Origin of the sequence: Belnapia rosea, from assembly GCF_900101615.1 — a bacterium.
GTDB lineage: Bacteria > Pseudomonadota > Alphaproteobacteria > Acetobacterales > Acetobacteraceae > Belnapia > Belnapia rosea.
The window spans coordinates 160,858-180,365 of sequence record NZ_FMZX01000005.1; the positions used below are offsets into that span (position 1 = coordinate 160,858).

General features: G+C 69.3%; 19 protein-coding genes. 12 read left to right on the forward strand and 7 right to left on the reverse strand.

From position 1 onward, the window contains the following. Nucleotides 1-853: 853 nt before the first annotated feature. Nucleotides 854-1,993, forward strand: a complete 1,140-nt coding sequence (locus BLR02_RS12465) for an NADH:flavin oxidoreductase/NADH oxidase (RefSeq protein WP_090563875.1) — start codon at nucleotides 854-856, stop codon at nucleotides 1,991-1,993. Between the two features lie 257 nt (nucleotides 1,994-2,250). Here BLR02_RS12465 and BLR02_RS12470 read toward each other — a convergent pair whose 3' ends face one another. Further along, a complete protein-coding gene (locus BLR02_RS12470) occupies nucleotides 2,251-2,952 on the reverse strand; it encodes a dienelactone hydrolase family protein (RefSeq protein ID WP_090663425.1) in 702 nt (233 codons plus the stop codon). A gap of 72 nt (nucleotides 2,953-3,024) precedes the next feature. Here BLR02_RS12470 and BLR02_RS12475 point away from each other — a divergent pair, with 72 nt between their 5' ends. The 5 genes from BLR02_RS12475 to BLR02_RS12495 all read left to right on the forward strand — a co-directional run bounded on the left by BLR02_RS12475 (nucleotide 3,025) and on the right by BLR02_RS12495 (nucleotide 7,147). Next, nucleotides 3,025-3,675, forward strand: coding sequence for a DUF3047 domain-containing protein (locus BLR02_RS12475; protein ID WP_176849542.1), 651 nt, complete (start codon nucleotides 3,025-3,027; stop codon nucleotides 3,673-3,675). A 54-nt stretch (nucleotides 3,676-3,729) separates the two neighbouring features. After that, nucleotides 3,730-5,181: an MFS transporter gene (locus BLR02_RS12480; RefSeq protein WP_090563869.1), complete on the forward strand. Its 1,452-nt coding sequence runs from the start codon at nucleotides 3,730-3,732 to the stop codon at nucleotides 5,179-5,181. Between the two features lie 89 nt (nucleotides 5,182-5,270). Then, nucleotides 5,271-5,630, forward strand: coding sequence for a hypothetical protein (locus tag BLR02_RS12485; protein WP_090563867.1), 360 nt, complete (start codon nucleotides 5,271-5,273; stop codon nucleotides 5,628-5,630). 82 nt (nucleotides 5,631-5,712) lie between these two features. Further along, on the forward strand, nucleotides 5,713-6,213 hold the full coding sequence (locus tag BLR02_RS12490; RefSeq protein ID WP_143018117.1) for a flavin reductase: 501 nt from the start codon (nucleotides 5,713-5,715) through the stop codon (nucleotides 6,211-6,213). 7 nt (nucleotides 6,214-6,220) lie between these two features. Next, nucleotides 6,221-7,147, forward strand: coding sequence for a LysR family transcriptional regulator (locus tag BLR02_RS12495; RefSeq protein ID WP_090563865.1), 927 nt, complete (start codon nucleotides 6,221-6,223; stop codon nucleotides 7,145-7,147). A gap of 9 nt (nucleotides 7,148-7,156) precedes the next feature. Here the strand turns inward: BLR02_RS12495 and BLR02_RS12500 are convergent, their stop codons facing one another. The 6 genes from BLR02_RS12500 to BLR02_RS12525 form a co-directional block, all read right to left on the reverse strand. Next, nucleotides 7,157-8,686, reverse strand: a complete 1,530-nt coding sequence (locus BLR02_RS12500) for a sensor domain-containing diguanylate cyclase (RefSeq protein ID WP_176849543.1) — start codon at nucleotides 8,684-8,686, stop codon at nucleotides 7,157-7,159. 395 nt (nucleotides 8,687-9,081) lie between these two features. Further along, a complete protein-coding gene (locus BLR02_RS12505; RefSeq protein ID WP_090563862.1) occupies nucleotides 9,082-10,206 on the reverse strand; it encodes a branched-chain amino acid ABC transporter substrate-binding protein in 1,125 nt (374 codons plus the stop codon). A gap of 82 nt (nucleotides 10,207-10,288) precedes the next feature. After that, the gene (locus BLR02_RS12510; protein WP_090663428.1) at nucleotides 10,289-11,011 is read right to left on the reverse strand and encodes an ABC transporter ATP-binding protein; all 723 of its coding nucleotides are present in this window, start codon (nucleotides 11,009-11,011) and stop codon (nucleotides 10,289-10,291) included. Then, nucleotides 11,008-11,862, reverse strand: coding sequence for an ABC transporter ATP-binding protein (locus BLR02_RS12515; RefSeq protein WP_090663429.1), 855 nt, complete (start codon nucleotides 11,860-11,862; stop codon nucleotides 11,008-11,010). Before BLR02_RS12515 ends, BLR02_RS12510 begins: the two co-directional genes overlap by 4 nt. Beyond that, a complete protein-coding gene (livM, locus tag BLR02_RS12520; protein ID WP_090663430.1) occupies nucleotides 11,859-13,178 on the reverse strand; it encodes a high-affinity branched-chain amino acid ABC transporter permease LivM in 1,320 nt (439 codons plus the stop codon). The genes BLR02_RS12515 and livM overlap by 4 nt, the downstream gene beginning before the upstream one ends. Continuing rightward, on the reverse strand, nucleotides 13,175-14,077 hold the full coding sequence (locus BLR02_RS12525) for an ABC transporter permease subunit (RefSeq protein ID WP_456303763.1): 903 nt from the start codon (nucleotides 14,075-14,077) through the stop codon (nucleotides 13,175-13,177). Before BLR02_RS12525 ends, livM begins: the two co-directional genes overlap by 4 nt. Before the next feature lie 147 nt (nucleotides 14,078-14,224). Here BLR02_RS12525 and BLR02_RS12530 point away from each other — a divergent pair, with 147 nt between their 5' ends. From BLR02_RS12530 to BLR02_RS12555, 6 genes are all read left to right on the forward strand, one after another. Continuing rightward, nucleotides 14,225-14,827, forward strand: a complete 603-nt coding sequence (locus BLR02_RS12530) for a carboxymuconolactone decarboxylase family protein (protein WP_090663431.1) — start codon at nucleotides 14,225-14,227, stop codon at nucleotides 14,825-14,827. A 142-nt stretch (nucleotides 14,828-14,969) separates the two neighbouring features. Next, entirely contained in the window at nucleotides 14,970-17,051 is a 2,082-nt protein-coding gene (locus BLR02_RS12535; protein WP_218127928.1) for an acetate--CoA ligase family protein, read from the forward strand. 90 nt (nucleotides 17,052-17,141) lie between these two features. Further along, nucleotides 17,142-17,444, forward strand: coding sequence for a DUF6166 domain-containing protein (locus BLR02_RS12540; protein ID WP_090563849.1), 303 nt, complete (start codon nucleotides 17,142-17,144; stop codon nucleotides 17,442-17,444). A gap of 242 nt (nucleotides 17,445-17,686) precedes the next feature. After that, complete coding sequence (locus BLR02_RS12545) at nucleotides 17,687-18,394, forward strand: GntR family transcriptional regulator (RefSeq protein ID WP_090563847.1); 708 nt, start codon at nucleotides 17,687-17,689, stop codon at nucleotides 18,392-18,394. A gap of 51 nt (nucleotides 18,395-18,445) precedes the next feature. After that, nucleotides 18,446-19,270, forward strand: a complete 825-nt coding sequence (locus BLR02_RS12550; protein ID WP_090563845.1) for a sterol desaturase family protein — start codon at nucleotides 18,446-18,448, stop codon at nucleotides 19,268-19,270. Between the two features lie 2 nt (nucleotides 19,271-19,272). Next, entirely contained in the window at nucleotides 19,273-19,476 is a 204-nt protein-coding gene (locus BLR02_RS12555; RefSeq protein WP_090663433.1) for a hypothetical protein, read from the forward strand. Nucleotides 19,477-19,508: the final 32 nt, after the last annotated feature.

Below are 19,508 nucleotides of genomic sequence, written 5' to 3' on the forward strand. Positions count from 1 at the left end.
CCTGCAAACCAAGTGCGCCTGCGCGTACCTTTCCGTAGAGTTCGTGTATGTCACCGTAAGGTGGGCCCACGAGCAGCGGCCAGAGCTCGGCAGCAAAGAATGGCGAGCAGTAGGTTCAAAATGCATGCCATGATCGAGCCGACCACAAGTGAGCTTTGCGCATCACCTGTGATGCCGTAGCGGAATCCATCGACAAAATAGAAGGCAGGATTGACGTATGCGACAGCGCGGCAGACCAGCGGGACTTCCGCGAGCGGGAGTAGCACCGCCGGAAGGAAGGTGAGCGATACCGCAATCAGGCCATCAAGCGCTTTAAGAGCTTGAACGCGAAATAAGCTCGATCCTGCGGGCCGGCTTCGACACGTAAGGCAGTGATCCACGGTGCTGCGGCCTGGGCACGTTTAGCCAACAGTTCTCGAGATTGTCCCCCGTGTTCGCTTGGATCGTCTAGCCGGGTTCAGCGACAAGCTGCCGACTGGTTCCAACCGCGCGGCTTGAAGAGGCTGCAGTGCAACGAAGGTGCCGGCGCACAGAGTTTGCGACGGGGTTGTCAACTGGTGACAGCTTATGCGTCCAGGTGACCACGAATTGACGCCTCATGGGTTAAAGTTTGGACCGCCCCGTCGGTGGTGGGATGGTGCAAGTCCCTGAAAAGGCGAGGCATACAGGACCGGCTTATGGGCAAGCGCACACTGCCGGCATGAAGGGTCGGTGCCGGCAGCCCAGGCAGCTGCCGCCCGGCTGTGCCGTAAGCGGCCCTGTGCGGCCGCAATGGCCGGAGCAGGCTGCTCGCCAGGGGCGACGCGGCCCGGCATGATCTGCGCCTCCTCGGCACCTTACCGGCAAGTCCCCCATGCCCGATCTGTTCAGCCCCTACACGCTCAAGGGCGTCACCCTCCGCAACCGTATCGCCATGTCGCCCATGACCATGCACAGGGCGGTGGATGGCAGAGTGAACGATTACCACATCATGATGATGGGCTCGCGCGCCGCCGGCGGCTTCGGTCTGGTGTTCCCCGAGCAGATCGCCATCACGCCGGACGGCCGCACCAGCACCAGCTGTGCCGGCATCTGGGACGACAGCCAGGTCGAGGGCCTGGCCCGAATCTGCGCCCTGGTGAAGGAGATGGGCGGCGTTCCCGCCATCCAGCTCGGCCATACCGGGCGCAAGGGCAGTGAGCAGAAGCCATGGGAGGGCAAGAGGCAGATCGCCCCGGACCATCCGGATGGCTGGCAGGTGCGCGGACCCTCCGCCGTCACCTATGGCGGCCGCTATACCTACCCGGTGCAGGCGCTGAGCGTCCCCGAGATCCACGCGCTGCACCAGGCCTATGCCGATGCGGCGCGACGGGCTCTGCAGGCCGGCTTCGAGTGGCTGGAGATGCATTTCGCGCATGGTTATCTGGGCGCGAGCTTCTTCTCACCGCTCGCCAACCAGCGGACGGACGCCTATGGCGGCAGCCTCGAGAAGCGGCTGCGTTTCCACCGTGAAGCGCTGGATGCCGTGCGCGCCGTATGGCCGGAGCGGCTGCCGCTGACGATGCGCCTGGGCGCGGACGACTTCCATCCGGACGGGGTGCAGTTCGACGACTCCGTCTGGGCGGTCGGCGAGCTGAAGCGGCACGGACTGGACCTGGCCGATATCAGCCTGGGCATGAACACCGACGACCTGCGCGACCCGCCCTTCTCGCAGGCCGCCTTCATGGTGGAGCGCGGCAACCGCGTCCGGCGCGAATGCGGCATACCGGTCGCCGTCAGCTGGAACCTGGGCACTCCGGCGCTTGCGGACCAGGTGATCCGCGAGGAGCTGGTCGACCTGGTGTTCCTGGGCCGCCCGGCCCTGGCCAACCCGCATTGGCCGGTCTGGGCCGCGCGGGAGCTGGCGCATGGCGATCCGTTCTCGATGCTCCCGCAGGACTGGTCCTGGTGGTTGCACAACCGGCCAGGTTCGGAAAACTCACATGGTTGGCCGCCACCTGCGGCTACCCCATGAGCCACCGCGATGCCCCGCTCCCCGGCATCAGGCCAGGCTGCCGGCCAAGCCTGCGGCGGGGATTCGGTGGCGGCACACGCCCGCCCGGCGGTTTTCCAGAAGCCGTTCGAGCCTGGCGGCCATGCCGCCCGGGCCCCCGCGGAGAGGGCACGACACGCCCCTTCCCCGGCTGGCGGTCCCATCCCTTCAGGCGGACCGCCCGTCCTTCATGCCTGGGCCGGTCAGGCCCGCATGGCTCGAAGGCGACCGGGGCCGGCTCAGCCGAGGACCTTGGCCAGCAACTCAGCGGAGCGGCCATTGGCAATGGTAGCCGCCCGGGCATCCCAGGAGTGGCCACCCATGCGGGCGAAGGCATGGTCCACGCCCGGATAGACATGCACGGCGACCTGGCTGTGGCCCGACAGCCCGGCCAGGATCTTCGCCTGCGCCTCGGGGGGGACGAACTTGTCCTTCTCCGCGATATGCAGGATCAGCGGCGCCTTGATGCCGCCCGCTTCGCCCAGCAGCCCCTCGAGCCCGACGCCGTAATAGCTGACATTCGCATCCGCGTCGGACCGCGCCGCCATCATATAGGCGAGCCGGCCGCCGAGGCAGAAGCCCATGGTCGCCACGCGGCCGTTGCTGCCCGGCAGCGTCCGGGCATGGGCGACCGTCGCCTTCAGGTCCTCCACTGCCTTGTCCTGGTCCATGCCGTTCATCAGGGCGAAGGCGCGATCCCACTGCGCCTGGCCCGCATCCGGGTCGAGCGTCACGCCCGGCTCCTGACGCCAGAACAGGTCGGGGCTGATGGCGATGAAGCCCATCTCGGCGACCCAGTCGCTCAGCTGCCGCATGGCGTCGTTCACGCCGAAGATTTCCTGGATCATCACCACGGCCCCGGCCGGGGTGGTCTTCGGCATTGCCAGGTAGGCGCCGAAGCGCCCGCTGCCATCGGCCGCGGCGATCTCGATCTCGGGCATGGTCTGCTCCTTGTCTCAGGCGGTTCCGGCGGCATCTAACCGCAGATGCTCAGGCTTGCCATGCCCCTGGCGATGACATTGGTGGCCGGAGCCGGGCCGGCCACCCCGCCCGGCGCGCTGGACGCCGCCGGCTGGCACCATGCCGAATGGCATGGCGTGGCACCGGCCCGCTTCCGTCCGCTGCCCGATGGCGGCGTCGCGGTGGAGGGCGATGGGGAGGGTAGCTTCGTCTGGCGCCGGGCGCAGGGTGGGGCCGAATGCCTCTCCTGGCGGTGGCGGGTCGATGCCGGGCCACCGCCGACCGACCTGACCCGATCCCATGGCGACGACCGGGCGCTGGCGGTGGCCGTCGGCTTCGCGGGCTGGCCGGCCCGCGTCACCTTCTGGCAGCGCAGCCAGCATGCGCTGGCCCAGGCCGTGGCCGGCAGCCACCCGCTGCCACGCAGCGCCCTGCTCTATGTCTGGGGCGGCACCGGGCAGGAGCCGGCGCGCTTCCCAAGCCCGCATATGGCCGGGCTCGGCATGGTGCGGGTGCTGCGCCCCGCAGCCACCCCACATGGCCGCTGGTTCGAGGAGCGGGTGGACCTGGCTGCCGATTGGCGCGCCGCCTTCGGGGGCGAGCCGCCGCCGCTGCAGGAACTCGTGATCGGCACCGATGGGGACGACACACGCAGCCGGCTCCAGGCCCAGGTGGACAGCCTGCGCTTCGGTCCCTGCCGCTGAAGCATCGGAACGCCCCGTCACGCGTTGCCGCCGGGTCGAGGAGACCCGAGCGGCATGCGCGATACACCTGAAAGCGGCCAGTTCAGCACCGATGTCCCAGCCCGGCTGGATCGCCTGCCCTGGAGCGGCTTCCATTGGCGCGTTGTCATCGCCCTCGGCATCACCTGGATCCTCGACGGTCTGGAAGTGACGCTGGTCGGCAGCCTGGCCGCTGCCATCCATCAAAGCCCGAGCCTCGCACTGACCGAGACGCAGATCGGCCTCACCGCCTCGGCCTATCTGATCGGCGCCGTCGTCGGCGCGCTGGGCTTCGGCTGGCTGGCCGACCGGATCGGCCGCCGGCGGCTCTTCTTCATCACCCTCATCGTCTACATGCTCGCCAGCATCGCCACCGGCTTCGCCTGGAATTTCTGGACCTTTGCCCTTTGCCGGATGCTGACCGGCGCGGGCATCGGCGGCGAGTACGCCGCGGTGAACTCCGCCATCCAGGAACTCATCCCCGCCCGCCTCCGCGGCCGGGTCGACCTGTTCGTCAATGGCACCTTCTGGGGTGGCGCGGCCATCGGCGCCGTCACTGCTCTGGTGGTGCTCGACCCCGCCATCATCGACCCCGAGATCGGCTGGCGCGCTGCCTTCATCGTCGGCGGCGCCCTCTCGCTGATCGTGCTGCTGCTGCGCCGCCACCTGCCGGAGAGCCCGCGCTGGCTGATGCTGCACGGCCGGCCGGAGGAAGGCGAGAAGATCGTCGCCGACATCGAGCGTGACGTCGCCGCCGAGACCGGCCCGCTGCCGCCCACCACCTACGGCCCGATCAGGCTCAACCGCCGCGGCGCCGCCAGCCTGTCCGAGATCTGGCGCACCATGTTCGACACCCACCGCGACCGGGCGATCCTCGGCCTGACGCTGATGTCCTGCCAGGCCTTCTGCTACAACGCGGTGTTCTTCACCTACGCGCTGGTGCTGACCAAATTCTACGCCATCCCGGCCCATGAGATTGGCTGGTTCATGCTGCCCTTCGCGCTCGGCAACCTCGCCGGCCCGCTGCTGCTCGGCCGCTTCTTCGATACCATCGGCCGCAAGGTGATGATCACCGCCACCTATGGCCTGGCCGGGCTGCTGATGGCGGCCACCGGCTTCGCCTTCGCCCAGGGCTGGCTCTCCGCCTGGGAGCAGACGGCGGCCTGGACGCTGATCTTCTTCTTCGCCTCCGCCGCTGCCTCGGCCGCCTATCTGACGGTTGGCGAGAGCTTCCCGCTGGAGATGCGGGCCATGGCGATTGCGCTGTTCTATGCCATCGGCACTGCGGTCGGCGGGGTCGTGGGGCCGACGCTCTTCGGCTGGCTGATCTCGAGCGGGGAGCGGGGCGATATCTTCTGGGGTTACCTGATCGCCGCCGCCCTGATGCTGGTGGCGGCCGGCACCGAATGGCGCCTCGGCTTCGCGGCGGAGGGGCGTTCGCTCGAGGACGTGTCCGCCCCACTCTCCGCAACCGCCGCAAATCGGTAACGAGCGTGTAAGGAGGTCTTGGCACAACCCTGCTCTTGATCTTAATCTCTTCTTCACAACCAAAGATTGCGTTGTAGAGGGTAAAGCCCATGTCTCCGCGCAGCCGGTCCGGCATTGCCGATGATGATTGGGATAGGGTCTGGCAGGATTACGACCGCCGGCACCCGAAGCCGGTTGCCCCTGCCGCACGGGAGATCGTGAAGCCGAAGCCGCTGCGCGGCCGGATCAGCGCCATGCTGCTCGCTCTCGCGCTCAGCCTCGCCCTCGCGCCGCGCCCTGCCAGCCTGATGACCGGCCAGCCCGATGGCGGGGAAAGCCTGGTCTCCCTCTCGCCGACCGAGGCCGAGTTGCCGCCGCTCTCCACCTCGGTCGCACGCCTCGCAGCCGAATCCGCCCATGCCGCCTGCTGGGTCCTGCAGCTCGATCCGCGGCGGCCGGCCTGCCCCTGAACGGGCCGGCCGTTTCCTTGGGGCCCATTTCCCATGGCACGGTGCATGCTTTAATCGGGGTCTCCAGCAAGGCAGGCCCCTGATGTCCGTGACGAAGCAGGAATTCCGCGATGCCATGGCCCGGTTGGGCGCCGCGGTGAACATCATCACCACCGGCGGCCCGGCCGGGCGCGGCGGCTTCACCGCCAGCGCCGTCTGCAGCGTGACCGACGAGCCGCCGACCCTCCTCATCTGCATGAACCGCAACGCCACCGCCGCCCCTGCGCTGCGCGCCAACGGCACGGTCTGCGTCAATGTCGTCGCCGCCGGGCAGAAGGAGGTGGCGATGGTCTTCGCCGGCGTCACCAAATGCAGCATGGAGGAGCGCTTCGATGCCGGCACCTGGGCCAGCCTCGCCACCGGCGCGCCGGTGCTGCAGGGCGCCGTGGTCTCCTTCGATTGCCGCATCGCCGATATCGTCGACAAGGGCACGCATAGCGTGATCTTCGCCGAGGTGGCCGGCATCCGCGGCGGCAGCCATCACGAGCATGGGCTGATCTATTTCGGCCGCGACTACCACCCGGTCGGCAAGGCCTCGGCCTGAGCCGCCCATGGCGCTGCGGCCCGAGGAAACCGAGCTTCGCCGGCTCGACCTGAACCTGCTGCCCGTCTTCATCGCCCTGATGCGGGAGCGCAGCGTGACCCGCGCGGGCGAGGCGCTGTTCCTGTCGCAGCCCGCCACCTCGGCGGCGCTGGCCCGGCTGCGCGCCGTGTTCCGCGACGAGTTGCTGGTGCGCAACGGCAAGCAGCTGGAGCCGACGGCGCGGGCCGAGGCGCTGCTGGCCGCCCTCGCGCCATCGCTCCAGGCCATTGCCGGGGCATTGTCGGGGGCCGTGCCCTTCGACCCGGCGACGGATGAGCGCGTCTTCCGCATCGGCTGGACCGATGACGTGGGCATGGCGGCGAAGCCCCTGCTCGCGCGCATCTGGCAGGCGGCACCCCGTTGCCGCCTGGTGATCCGGGCGGCGAATTACCGGACGATCCCCGGCATGCTGGAAAGTGGCGAGATCGGCCTTGCCCTTGGCTTCATGGGGGATGACCTGCCGGCCATCGCCAAGCAGCGGGTGCTGCGGCGGGGCAGCTTCCAAGTGCTGCGCTGGGAAGGAACGCCCGGCCCCATCGATCTCGACGCCTATTGCGCCCGCCCGCATGTGCTGGTGACGCCGCGCGGCGACCTCACCGGCTTTGCCGATGCGGCACTGGAGCGGCTGGGGCGAAGCCGGCGCGTGATGCTGGGCGTGCCCGAATTCGGCCTGCTGCGTCAGGTGCTGCTGGGGACCGACCTGCTCTGCACCGTCTCCGATGCGCTGGTGGAGGCACTGATGGCGCCCGAGGCGGGTGGCGGGCTGGCCGCCGACCCCGTCCCCTTCGACGGGCCCGATTCTGTCATGCGCATGGCCTGGCGTACGGCGCTCGACCATGACCCGGCCGAGGAATGGCTGCGCGCCCAGGTGGTGGCGGTACTGGCCCGTCGCTGAGCCGGTGCCTCACTCCACCCTGGCATGGTCTGAGGCGCCCCTCACCGGCACCTTGTGCCGCTTGGCGGCGTAGAGCGCCATATCGGCATGCTCGATCGCCGCCTCCATCGTCAGCGCATCCCGCGGCAGCAGGGCGACGCCGAGGCTGCAGCCGAGATGCAGCGGGCCGGTCTCGGTCGGCACGCCAGCGCGGAGCATGGCGTTGAGCCGCGCCCCGACCTCGCGCGCCGCCGCCTCGACCTTGGCGGACGGGCCGATCAGGCAGAGCAGGAACTCATCCCCGCCGAGGCGCACCGCCGCATCCTCGTCGCGCAGGTTCCCCTGCAGCCAGGCGCCGATGCCGCGCAGCACGGCATCGCCCGCGGCATGGCCATGGGTATCGTTGATCGGCTTGAACCCGTCGAGGTCGAGCGCCACCACGGCGCAGCCCTCGTCGAGCGGCGGCAGGGCCTTCTGCCAGGCGGCGAAGCCGGCGCGGTTCAGCAGGCCGGTCAAGGGGTCCCGCCAGGCTTGGTCGCGCAGCTGCTCGAGCTGGCGGGCCACGTCACGGCCGGCCGAGCCGCCCAGCACGCGCTGGATCGTCGAGCCGACCCGGCCCGCATACCAACCCGCCAACGCGCCGCCCGTCGCGGCGATGCCGAATGTGCCGAAGCCGAGCCAGAGGCCGAAGCTCCAGAGCGGCGCCAGCACCGCTACCCTGTCGCGTTGCGCCACCACCACCCAGTCGAGGGTGGGCCGGTCCGGCGCCCCTTCCGCCCGGGCGAAGCCGAGGATGGCGGGTGGGTGGCCCGGCAGGGTCGTCTCCCGCCAGCCGCCGGCGGAGCGTTCCTGCGGCCAGGGCTTGCCCCGCTCGTTTTCCGGACCGAGCAGCACCAGCTTGTCGGTGCCGATCACGCGCAGGATCGGCGGCGGCTGCCAGGGCGCGAAGACGGCGAGTTCACGCCGCACGCCCTCGGCCCAGCGCCAGGTCAGGTGCCCGGCGATGACCCCGATCACCGCCCCATCCGCGGCATGAACCGGCGCTGCGGCATCGACGAAATAGGCATCGGCGCCACCGCCCTGATCCTCAGGCAGCAGCTTCGCCAGCATGACCGCCGGGTGCACGTCACCAAGATGTGGGCCGGCGAGGCCCGGACGGAACCACGGACGGGCGGAGACATCGGCGCCCTCCAGTAGCCCACCCGTTGCGGCGATAACCTTGCCGTCGGTACCGGTGAAGCCGATCCAGGAGAAGGTAGGCGAGCGGCCCTTCAGATCCTCCAGCAGGCGGCGCGCCATGGATGGCTGCGCCGGCTGCCGCTCGAACACCTCGAACCGCGCCAGCATGCCGACATCATGCGCCCAGTCGGCCAGGCCGGAGTCGAGCCGAAGCGCCATGACCCGCGCGTAATCGGCGAGCCGTTGCCCGGCATCGGCGATCAGCCTGCCGCGTTCCGCCCGGATCACCATGGCCGAACCCGCCACGCCCAGCAGGGCGCAAAGCACGCCGACCGTCAGGCCATGGCGCCAACCGGGACCGAACCAACCAGCTAGGGACATCCCGGGCGACTCTCCTGACCTGCGCGAACTGGAAATATTCGACCGAAGCTTGATTCGTAAGCGGGGCATCGCACGGCGAAGAGCAAATTCTAACGATCCTGTGAGTAACGCTCTTATCCCGCCGACCGGTGAATCGAAGGTGAATGGTTACATCCCGCTCTCGCGCCGGGGCCCGGACATGCGAAAGGCCCGGGTGGTATCCCACCCGGGCCTTTCCATTGCTGCAGCCGTTGCCGGCCTAGGCAGGGCTCAGGAAGCCATCTCCGCAGTGGCGGTGACGATGATCCAGGCCGCAGGCAGGGCACGCGGCATATGGCAATGAGACACTGGATCACCTCCTTTCGGTTGTTGACGACTGAGCAGAAGATGGCCCCCCGCAGGGGGCCAATCAAGTCCTAGATCTGTGCGTAGTCGCCATTCTTCCAGACGTAGAAGACATAGTCCGGAACGGTGACATCACCCTTCCTGTCGAAGGCGATGTCGCCCAGCACCGTCGGCCAGGGGCCGCTCGCCTTCATCGCCTCGGCGACCTTCTTGGCGTCGATGCTGTTGATCTTGGCCGCGGCGGCGGCCCAGATCTGCACGGCAGCGTAGGTGTAGAGGACATAGCCCTCGGGATCGATGTTCTTCGCCTTGAAGGTCTGGACGACGGCGGCAGCGCTGCTGCGCTGGCGCGGGTCGCTGCTGAAGGTCATCAGCGTGCCCTCGCCCGCCGCGCCGGTGATCTGCCAGAAATCCTTGGTGACGAGGGCGTCGCCGCCGATCATCGTCACGGCCATCCCCTGCTCCTTGGCCTGGCGCAGGATAAGGCCGGCCTCGGTGTAGTAGCCACCGATATACATCACCTCGATGCCGACGCTTTTCATGCGGGAGACAAGGGCATTGTAGTCGCGCTCGCCCGGGTTGTAGGCGGCGTAGATGGCCTCCGTCACGCCGCCGGCGTTCAGCGCCTTCTTGGTCTCGTCGGCGAGGCCCTTTCCGTAGGCCTGGTTGTCATGGAGGATCGCCACCTTCTTGCCCGGGAAGGTCTTGGCGATGTAGGTGCCGGCGATCTGGCCCTGCTGGTCGTCCCGGCCACAGACGCGGAAGGTGTTCCAGGCGCCGTCATCGGTGAATTTCGGATTGGTGCTGGCCGGGCTGATCTGCAGCACGCCCTCCTCCGCATAGACCTTGCTGGCGGGGATGGAGCTGCCCGAGCAGTAATGCCCCGCGACCAGCGCCACGCGCCGCCCGGCGAGCTGGTTGGCGACCGAGACCGCCTGGCGCGGGTCGCAGGCATCATCGGCGATCTCGAGGACGAGCTGGCGGCCGAGCACCCCGCCCTTGGCGTTCATGTCGGCCACCACCTGCTGGGCGCCGATCTTCATCTGCTCGCCGGCGGCGGCGTTGGAGCCGGTCATCGGCCCGGCGCAGGCCAGGCGGATCGGCCCGCTGCCCTGGGCATGGGCGCTGCGGATCAGGGCCGGGCCGGCCAGCGCGAGGCCGGCGGTGCCGGCGATCAGTCCCCTGCGATTCAGCATTGTCCTGCCTTCCCTGTCGATGCCGCTGCCCTCGGGACAGCTTGGTGTGAATGTTACGCCAGCCTGCCGCGCCGCTCCACTCTCAGCCGTGGCCGCCGCCGAGATAGGCATCGCGGATCTCCGGCCGGGCCAGCAGCTCATGGCCGCCGCCCTCCATGGTGATGCGGCCGTTCACCAGCACATAGCCCCGATGGGCGAGGCGGAGCGCCTGATTGGCGTTCTGCTCGACCAGCAGCACGGTGAGGCCCGTGCTCTCGTTGAGTTGGCGGATGGCGCCGAAGATCTGCCGCACCACCAGCGGCGCCAGGCCGAGCGAGGGCTCGTCCAGCAGCAGCAGCCGCGGCTTCGACATCAGCGCCCGGCCGATGGCGAGCATCTGCTGCTCGCCGCCCGAGAGGGTGCCGCCGCGCTGGGCGAGGCGTTCCTTCATGCGGGGGAAGAGGGTGAAGACCTGCTCCAGCTGCGGGCCCGGATCGCCCGTGGTGAGCGCCTGGGCGCCCATCAGCAGGTTCTCGTACACCGTCATACGCGGGAAGATGCGGCGGCCCTCCGGCGACTGCGCCACGCCGCGGCGCATCGTCAGATGCGTCTTTTCGCCGGTGATATCCTCGCCGGCGAGGCGGATGCGGCCGGCGCGCGGCACCGGCGCGCCGCAGATGGTCATCAGCAGCGTCGACTTGCCGGCGCCGTTGGCGCCGATCAGGGTGACGATCTCCCCCGGCATGACCCGGAGCGACACATCGGTGAGCGCCTGCACCGCGCCATAGGCGGCGGAGACGTTGTCGACCTCGAGCAGGGGGGTCATGGCGCCGCGACCTCCTCCTCATCCTCGCCCAGATAGGCGGCGATCACCTTGGCGTTGCCGCGCACCTCGGCGGGCGTGCCATCGGCGATCAGCACGCCGTGGTCCAGCACCACCACGCGGTCGCTGATGCGCATCACCACGCCCATGTCGTGCTCGATGAGCAGGATCGAGGTGCCCTCCTCGCGGATGTCGAGCAGCAGCCGCGCCAGCTCGTCCGATTCGCGCGGGTTGAGGCCGGCGGCCGGCTCGTCGAGGCAGAGCAGCGCGGGCTCGGTGCACATGGCCCGGGCGATCTCCAGCCGCCGCTGCTGGCCATAGGGCAGGGCACCCGCCGGGTCGTCCGCGCGCTCCATCAGGTTGGTGGCGGTGAGCCAGCGCTTGGCCCGTTCGATCGCCAGCCGCTCCGCCGCCGGGTAGCGGGAGAGGCCGAGCACGGCGCCGATGCCCCAGCCGGTCGCCGCCATCAGCGGGCCGTGCTGGGCGATGAGCAGGTTCTCGAGCGCCGTCATGCCGGGGAAGAGGCGGATGTTCTGGAAGGTCCGCGCCACCCCGGCGCGGGCGATTCGGTGGCCCGGCAGGCGCTGCAGCTCGGTCGGCGGGACGCCCGGCTTGTGCAGGCGGATGATGCCGTCGCTCGGCCGGTAGAAGCCGGTGACACAGTTGAACAGCGTGGTCTTGCCGGCGCCGTTCGGCCCGATCAGCGCGGTGATCTGGCCGGACCCGGCGGCGAAGGAAACCTTGGAGACGGCGGTGAGGCCGCCGAAGCGCATGGTGAGGCCCTGCACCTCGAGGATCGGCGGGCCCGGCCGGACCGGGCGGACCGCTGTACGGTCCGGGGCAGCGGCGCTCATCCGTGGCCCTCCCCGACGAGGTTCCCGTCGATGGCACGTCGCTTCCCAAGCGCGATGGAAGGTGTGCGGGTGCCAACCAGCCCCCGTGGCCGCAGCACCATGATCAGCACCATCGCCCCGCCGAAGACGAGCATCCGCCATTCCTGCAGGTCACGGAACAGCTCGGTCCCGCCGATCAGCACCAGCGCCGCGATGGCGACCCCGATCTGGCTGCCGAGCCCGCCGAGCACGACGATCGCCAGGATGATGGCGCTCTCGATGAAGGTGAAGCTTTCCGGGCTGATGAAGGCCTGGCGGGTGGCGAAGAAGGCCCCGGCGAAGCCGCCGAACATCGCGCCCAGCGCGAAGGCCGAGAGCTTGGTCGTGGTGACGTTGATGCCGAGCGCCCGGCAGGCGATCTCGTCCTCGCGCAGCGCCTCCCAGGCGCGGCCGAGCGGCTGGCGGCGCAGCCGGATCGTCACCCAATTGGTCAGCAGGGCGAGCGCCAGGATTAGGTAGTAGAGGAAGATCACGCGATGGACCGATGACGGCTCCAGCCCGAAGAAACCGGCGAAGGTCCCCTCGCCGCCCGACATGCTGAAGGACAGGCCGAAGAAGGAGGGCCGCGGGATGCCGCTGATGCCGTTCGGGCCGCCCGTCAGGCTCACCCAGTTGAGCAGCACCACGCGGATGATCTCGCCGAAGGCCAGCGTGACGATGGCGAGGTAGTCGCCGCGGAGGCGCAGCACCGGGAAGCCGAGCAGGATGCCCCAGAAAGCGGCCAGGATGCCGGCCAGCGGCAGGCAGACCCAGAAGGAAAGGCCGAAATACTGCGCCAGCAGGGCATAGGAATAGGCGCCGACCGCATAGAAGGCGACATAGCCGAGGTCCAGCAGCCCGGCGAGGCCGACCACGATGTTCAGCCCCCAGCCGAGCATCACATAGGTCAGGACCAGGATGCCGAGATCGAGCTCGTAGCGGTCGACCCCGGGGATGACCGGCAGCAGCAGCGCCACGATGAGGAAGGCAGGCGCGGCGAATCTTCCGGCCTGTTGCAGCCGCCGCGTCCAGGGCCCAGCCGAGGTCGTCGGCTGCAGCCCCCGCCGCCCCGTCCAGAGCACCAGCAGGAGACGGCCGAGGAAGACCAGGCCGCAGAGGATCGCCGCATCGGTCCAGCGATAGCGCAGCGCGAGCGCGCCAGCCGTGCCGACATCCGTGCGCAGCGCCACCATCGGCACGAAGAGGATGGCCGCGACCGCGGTGGCGATCAGCGCATCCTTGAGGGCGAGCTGCACGCGCCCTGCCGGACGCGGCGGCGCAAGCGCTGCGGCGCTCATACCTTCTCCACCTCCTGCCGGCCGAGCAGGCCCGTGGGCAGGAAGACCAATGTCAGCACGAGGATCGAGAAGGCGGCGACGTCCTTGTACTGCACGCTGAAATAGGCCGACCAGAAGGTCTCGATCAGGCCGATCAGCAGCCCGCCCAGCACGGCGCCCGGCAGCGAGCCGATGCCACCCAGCACCGCCGCGGTGAAGGCCTTCACCCCGGCCAGGAAGCCGATATAGAAATCGATCACGCCGTAGCGCAGCAGGTACATCGTGCCCGCCACCGCGGCGAGCGCCGCGCCGATGACGAAGGTGAGGCTGATGGTGCGGTCGGTGTCGATACCGAGCAGCGACGCCATCTTGCGGTCCTGCTCGCAGGCCCGCATCGCACGGCCGAGCGGCGTGCGCGTCACCAGCACGGTGAAGATGGCAAGCACCGCAAGCGTCACGCCGATGATGAGAATCTGCGTATAGGCCAGCTGCACGACGAAGCCGTCCTCGCGCATCACCTCGATGCCGCCCTGCACCAGCGTCTCCATCGGCTTGACCCGCGCGCCCTGGCTGACCTGGACGAAATTCTGCAGCACAATCGAAAGGCCGATGGCCGAGATCAGCGGCGCCAGGCGGAAGCTGCCGCGGAGCGGCCGGTAGGCGATGCGCTCGATCGCCCAGCCATAGACGCCGGTGATGGCCACCGAGAACAGCAGCACCAGCAGGATGCCCGCGGGGCCATCCATCAGCCCGCCCATAGACAGCAGCAGCACCGCGATCAGTGACAGGAAGGCGCCGATCATGAACACGTCGCCATGGGCGAAATTGATCATGCCGATGATGCCGTAGACCATGGTGTAGCCCACCGCGATCAGGCCGTAGATCATCCCCAGGCTGACCCCATTGATCAGCTGCTGCATTGCATAAGCCAAGCAGTCCCTCCAGCCCGTGATGTCCCTGTTACGCGAAGGCTAGCCACGCCCGCAGCCCCGGCATAGGGAAAGTTGCCCTCGCCCGGCGGCGGGGCGATGATCCCTGCCTGAGCTTTGGGCGGAGGAAATGCGATAATGGCTTCCGATACGGCAATCCCGGCGGATGACGGCCGAACCGGGCGGCTGCCGCCCATCCCGGCGGACCAGCTGACCGAGGCGCAGCAGCGCGTCGCCGCCGGCATCTCCGGCGGGCCGCGCGGCGGGTTGCGCGGGCCCTTCCCGGCCCTGCTGCGCAGCCCGGAACTGGCCGACCGCTTCCAGAAGGTCGGCGAGTACCTTCGCTTCAACAGCTCGATCCCGACCGCGCTGAACGAGCTGGCGATCCTCGTCACCGCCCGGACCTGGAGCGCGCAGTTCGAATGGTATGCCCACCACCTGCTGGCGATGAAGGCCGGCCTGCCGCCCAGCATCGCCGAGGCCATCGCCGAAGGCCGGCGGCCCGAGGGCATGGATGAGGACCAGCGCATCGTCTACGAGTTCTGCACGGAGCTTCACACGACCCATGCCGTCTCCGACGCCACCTATGCCGCCGCCCGCGGCCGCTTCGGCGAGCAGGGCGTGGTCGATCTGCTCGGCGTCAGCGGATACTACGTTGCCGTCGCAATGATCCTGAACGTTGCCCAGGTGCCCCTGCCGCCTGGCGTGCCGGAACCGCTGAAACCCCTCTCCCTGGGTTGACCGGGGCCGGACCGCGGCTAGGCTGACCTGGTCCAGAAAGCCCGCCGAAGGCGGGAAGCAGCGGGAGGGGCGTTTGCAGCACCACGTCACGGATGGCCAGTCCGGGCCTGAGCCCTTGCGCGATCCGGCCAGCCTGCGCCGGTTGCTTTCCCCCCGCAGCGTCGCCGTGGTCGGCGTCTCGGCCGACCCGATCGGCTTCGGCGCGCGCAGCATCGGCAACCTGCGGAACTTCGCCGGGCCGGTCTGGGCAGTGAACCCCAAATATGCCGGGCAGGAGCTGCACGGCTTCCCCTGCCTCGGCAGCATCGCCGAGCTGCCGGAGGCACCTGACTGCGTGCTGCTGGCCCTTCCGCGCACCGGCATCATGCCGGCGGTGGAGGCCTGCATCGCCAAAGGGGCCGGCGGCATCATCGCCTTCGCCTCGGGCTATGGCGAGACAGGCCTTGCCGACCGCATCGCCGAGGAGGAGGCCCTGCGCGACCGCTGCCGCGCGGCGGGCCTGCCACTGGTCGGCGTCAACTGCCTCGGCATTGTCGACCATGTGCTGAAAGCCGGCGTCACCTTCATGCCGGAGTATCAGCGCCTTACCGCACCGCCTGGCGGCGTCGCCATCACCAGCCAGTCGGGCGCGCTCGGCTATGCGCTGATGCAGGCGGCGGAGCGCGGCTTCTCGGTCTGCCACATGACGACGGCGGGCAACGCCACCGACCTCGATGTCTGCGACCTCGCGGCCTATCAGCTGTCCATGCCGGAATGCCGCGCCGTGGCGCTGGCTGTGGAGGGGCTGCGGGACGGGCGCCGCCTGGCCCTGCTGGGCGAGGCGGCGCGGCAGGCCGGCAAGCCCATCGTCGTGCTGAAGCTCGGCCGTGGCGAGGCGGGGGCGGCGGCGGCCGTCTCCCATACCGGCTCGCTCGCCGGCAGCGCCGCCGCCTGGTCGGCGGCCTTCCGCCGCGCCGGCATGATCGAGGTCGAAGATTTCGACGCCCTGCTCGAGACGGCGGGCATGTTCGCCAAGGCGCCGCCGCCGATGGCATCCGGGGTCGCCATCATCACCCCCTCGGGCGGCGCCGGCATCATGGCCGCCGACCACGCCGAGGCACTCGGCCTGTCCATGCCGCAGCCCATGCCGCAGACCGAGGCGGTGCTGCGCTCCGCCATCCCGGATTTCGGCGCGCCGCGAAACCCCTGCGACCTCACCGCGCAGGTGGCCTCCAACCCGGCCAGCTACGATGCCTGCATGGAGGCGATGCTAACCGACCCGCAATATGGCTGCGCGGTCATGCCGGTGGTCTATTCCCATCACGCCTCGACCCAGCTGCGGATGGAGCAGCTGCGCCCCTATGCGCGGAAATTCGGCAAGCCGCTGCTGATCGCCTGGATTCCCGAGCAGCTTGAAGGTCCCGGCGCCGTGGTGGCGGATTCCGTGCCGGAGCTGATCCTCTTCCGCTCCATGCGCCGGCTGATGAATGCCGTGCGTCTCTGGCTGGAGTATTACGGCCGGACGCCACCGGCCCAGGTCGCCGCGCCGGCGGGCCTCGATGCCGCGCTCGCTGCCCTGCCGGGCGGCGAGGCGGTGCTGATGGAGGCCGAGGCGAAGGCCCTCTTCGCCAAGGTCGGCGTGCCGGTGGTGGAGGAGCGCCGCGCCACGACCGCCGCCGAAGCGGCCGAGGCGGCGGCCGGGCTTGGCTTCCCCGTGGTGCTGAAGCTCGACAGCCCGGACATCGCCCACAAGACCGAGGTGGGCGGGGTGAAGCTGAACCTCGCCGACCGCAGCGCTGTGGAGGCCGCCTTCGCGGCCATCATGGCCTCGGCGCGGCAGCATGCGCCTGAGGCCCGGCTGGATGGCGTGCTGATCCAGCGCATGTCCCGCCAGGGGGTGGAGCTGATCCTCGGCGCCCGGCGGGATGGGCAGTTCGGCTCGCTCATCCTGGTCGGCACCGGCGGCGTGCAGGCGGAGCTCTGGCGCGACGTGGCGCTCGACCTTGCCCCGGTCAGCCCGGCGCGGGCGGAGGAGATGCTGCGCAGCCTGAAGGGCTTCCCCCTGCTCGACGGCTTCCGCGGCGCGCCGCGGGCGGATATCGCCGCCATCGCCCGGGCGGTCTCGGCCTTCTCCGTCCTGGTCGCCGAGGCGGGGCCGCGGATCGAGGAGGCGGAGGTGAACCCGCTGATCTGCGGCGACTGGGGTTGCCTTGCCGTGGATGGCCTGGTGCGCTGCGGCGCGTGACATATCAGGCTGTCATGGGCTAGCGTCCGCCCGCGATAGCGGGAATGCCATGACAGAGGCGATGCGGGCCGGCGCGAGGGCAGCCGGCCGATGACGATCTATGAAGGTGGCCGCGGCCTTGCGGGGGCCGAGGTGACGGCCGACGGCGCCCCGCTCGACCCATGCTTCGAGCTCCGCCGCTTCTCCCCGATGGGCTTCGAATGGACCTATGAGGGCGATGGTCCTCGCCAACTGGCCCTCGCCCTGCTGTGCCATCATCTCGGCGACCCGGCTCGCGCCCTGGCGCTGACCGAGGGCTTCATGCGCAGGGTGGTGGCCCGGCTCGACAATGCCTGGCTGCTGACCTCGGAGGATATCGATGCGGCGCTGTCTTCTTCGCCGATAGGCGAGTAAGGACGCCCGCAAGGGAACGCACGACTGACGGCCCTGCCGCCAACCGCGCGTTCAACCCGCTGGACCACCCTCCCTAAACCCGGCTTTCCGCAGGGCGGATATATCAATGACACATTCGACGTTCACGAATCCGACGCTGATATGCGGCTTGATATATCTCTTGCATGCAGTGTCGCCGCGCGGGCGCCCCCTGTCAACGGGGGTGGTTGCATCTACCGTCGCTTCCCACAAAAGCTGAACCCATGCCCGACCAGACACCGCCACGCCGTGCCTCTGCCTTCCGCCGCCGGCGCAGCAGCGCCGACACTGCCGCGACCCTGACGGAGCAGGCCTACCGCGCCATCGAAGAGGCGATCGCCACGCTGTCCCTGAAACCGGGCGAGGTGGTGAGCGAGGCACAGCTCTCGGCCAGGTCGGGCTTCGGCCGGACGCCGGTTCGGGAGGCGCTGCAGCGCCTGGCGCGGGAGCGGCTGGTGCGCATTCTTCCTCGCCGGGGCATCGTCGTCGCGCCCGTCGATATCCGCGAGCAGCTGCGCCTGCTCGAGGTGCGGCGGGAGATCGAGCGGCTGACCGCGCGCGCCGCCGCCCGCCGTGCCGATGCCGCCCAGCGCGACCGGCTGCGCGCCATTGCCGATGCCATGGAACAGGCGGCCGCGACCAAGGACGAGACGGGCTTCCTCCGCCTCGATCGCGAACTGAACCTGTTGCTGCTGGATGCGGCGCACAACGAATTCGCCGCCGCCGCCATGGCGCTGATGCATGGCCTCACGCGCCGCTTCTGGTTCATCCATTGGCGCCGCAGCGCCGGGCTGGCGGAGGCCGTGGCGGCCCATGCACGACTGGCCCGCACCATCGCCGACGGCCGTGTGGAGGAGGCCGCCGCCGCCTCCGACGCCCTGATCGACTATATCGAGAGCTTCACCCGCGCGACGGTCGGCCCCGAGCCTTGACCCTGGCGGCCCCCGCATGCTGATATATCAGTAACGAAGCGGAGGAACGCCATGGCAGAGACCCTGACAGGAGGCATCTCGGCCGCCGCCCTGCGGCGCGAGCGCCTGTCCCGCCGGCAGCAGGCCTTCCGGGCCGATTTCCGTGCGAAGATCGGCCGACTCTATCATGGCTGGGTGCATGTCGCGCTGATCTACGCCATTGGCGGCGCCGCCATCTGGTATGCAGCGCGGCAGGTCGTGGCGCCCGCCTGGTATGAATGGCTGGTGGTGCCGCTGGCCTTCCTCGGCGCCAACATCTTCGAATGGTGGATCCATAAATACGTGATGCACCGGCCCCTCAAGGGCTTCATGGGCATCTACAAGCGCCATACCCTGGCGCACCACCAATTCTTCACCGAGACCGAGTACACCATCGACAATGCGCGAGACTTCCGCATCGTCTTCTTCCCGCCCTATGCGCTGATCACCTTCCTGGCGCTGTCGCTGGTGCCCTGCCTGCTGCTGCAGGCCCTGGGCTTCCCGGATGCCGGCTGGCTGCTGCTCATCACCAATACCGCGCTCTACCTGAACTACGAGCTCTTCCACTTCTGCTGCCATGTGAAGGATGACCGGATCGTCCGGCACATCCCCTTCATCAACACCATCCGCCGCCACCATGCCGCGCATCACGACACGGCCATCATGATGGAGCGGAATTTCAACCTGACCTACCCGATCGCCGACTGGCTCTTCGGCACCAGCGACCTGAAGCGCGGGCTGCTCGGCCATATGCTGAACGGCTACGGCACCGCGCATCGCCGGACCGACCTGAAGCAAGTGCGGCATGGCACGGATGATCCGCAGGCCGGCCGGCCGCGGCTGATGGCGGCGGAATAGGCATGGCCTCCCTGACGCCGCTCGATGGTGGGCAGATCAAGACCTCGCGTGCCTCGCTGGTCGGTGGCATCGCCGTTGGCCTGGGCGTCGCGGCGCTCTGGGTGGCGTTGGCGCGGGACCTCGGCGCTGGCCTGCTCGGCGCCATCCTGCCGGCCTTGATGGCCGGGCTGCTCTCCGGCCTATGGGTCTGGCGCGCGGATTTGTAGCGACCAATCAGCAACACCCGGAACAGTTCCCA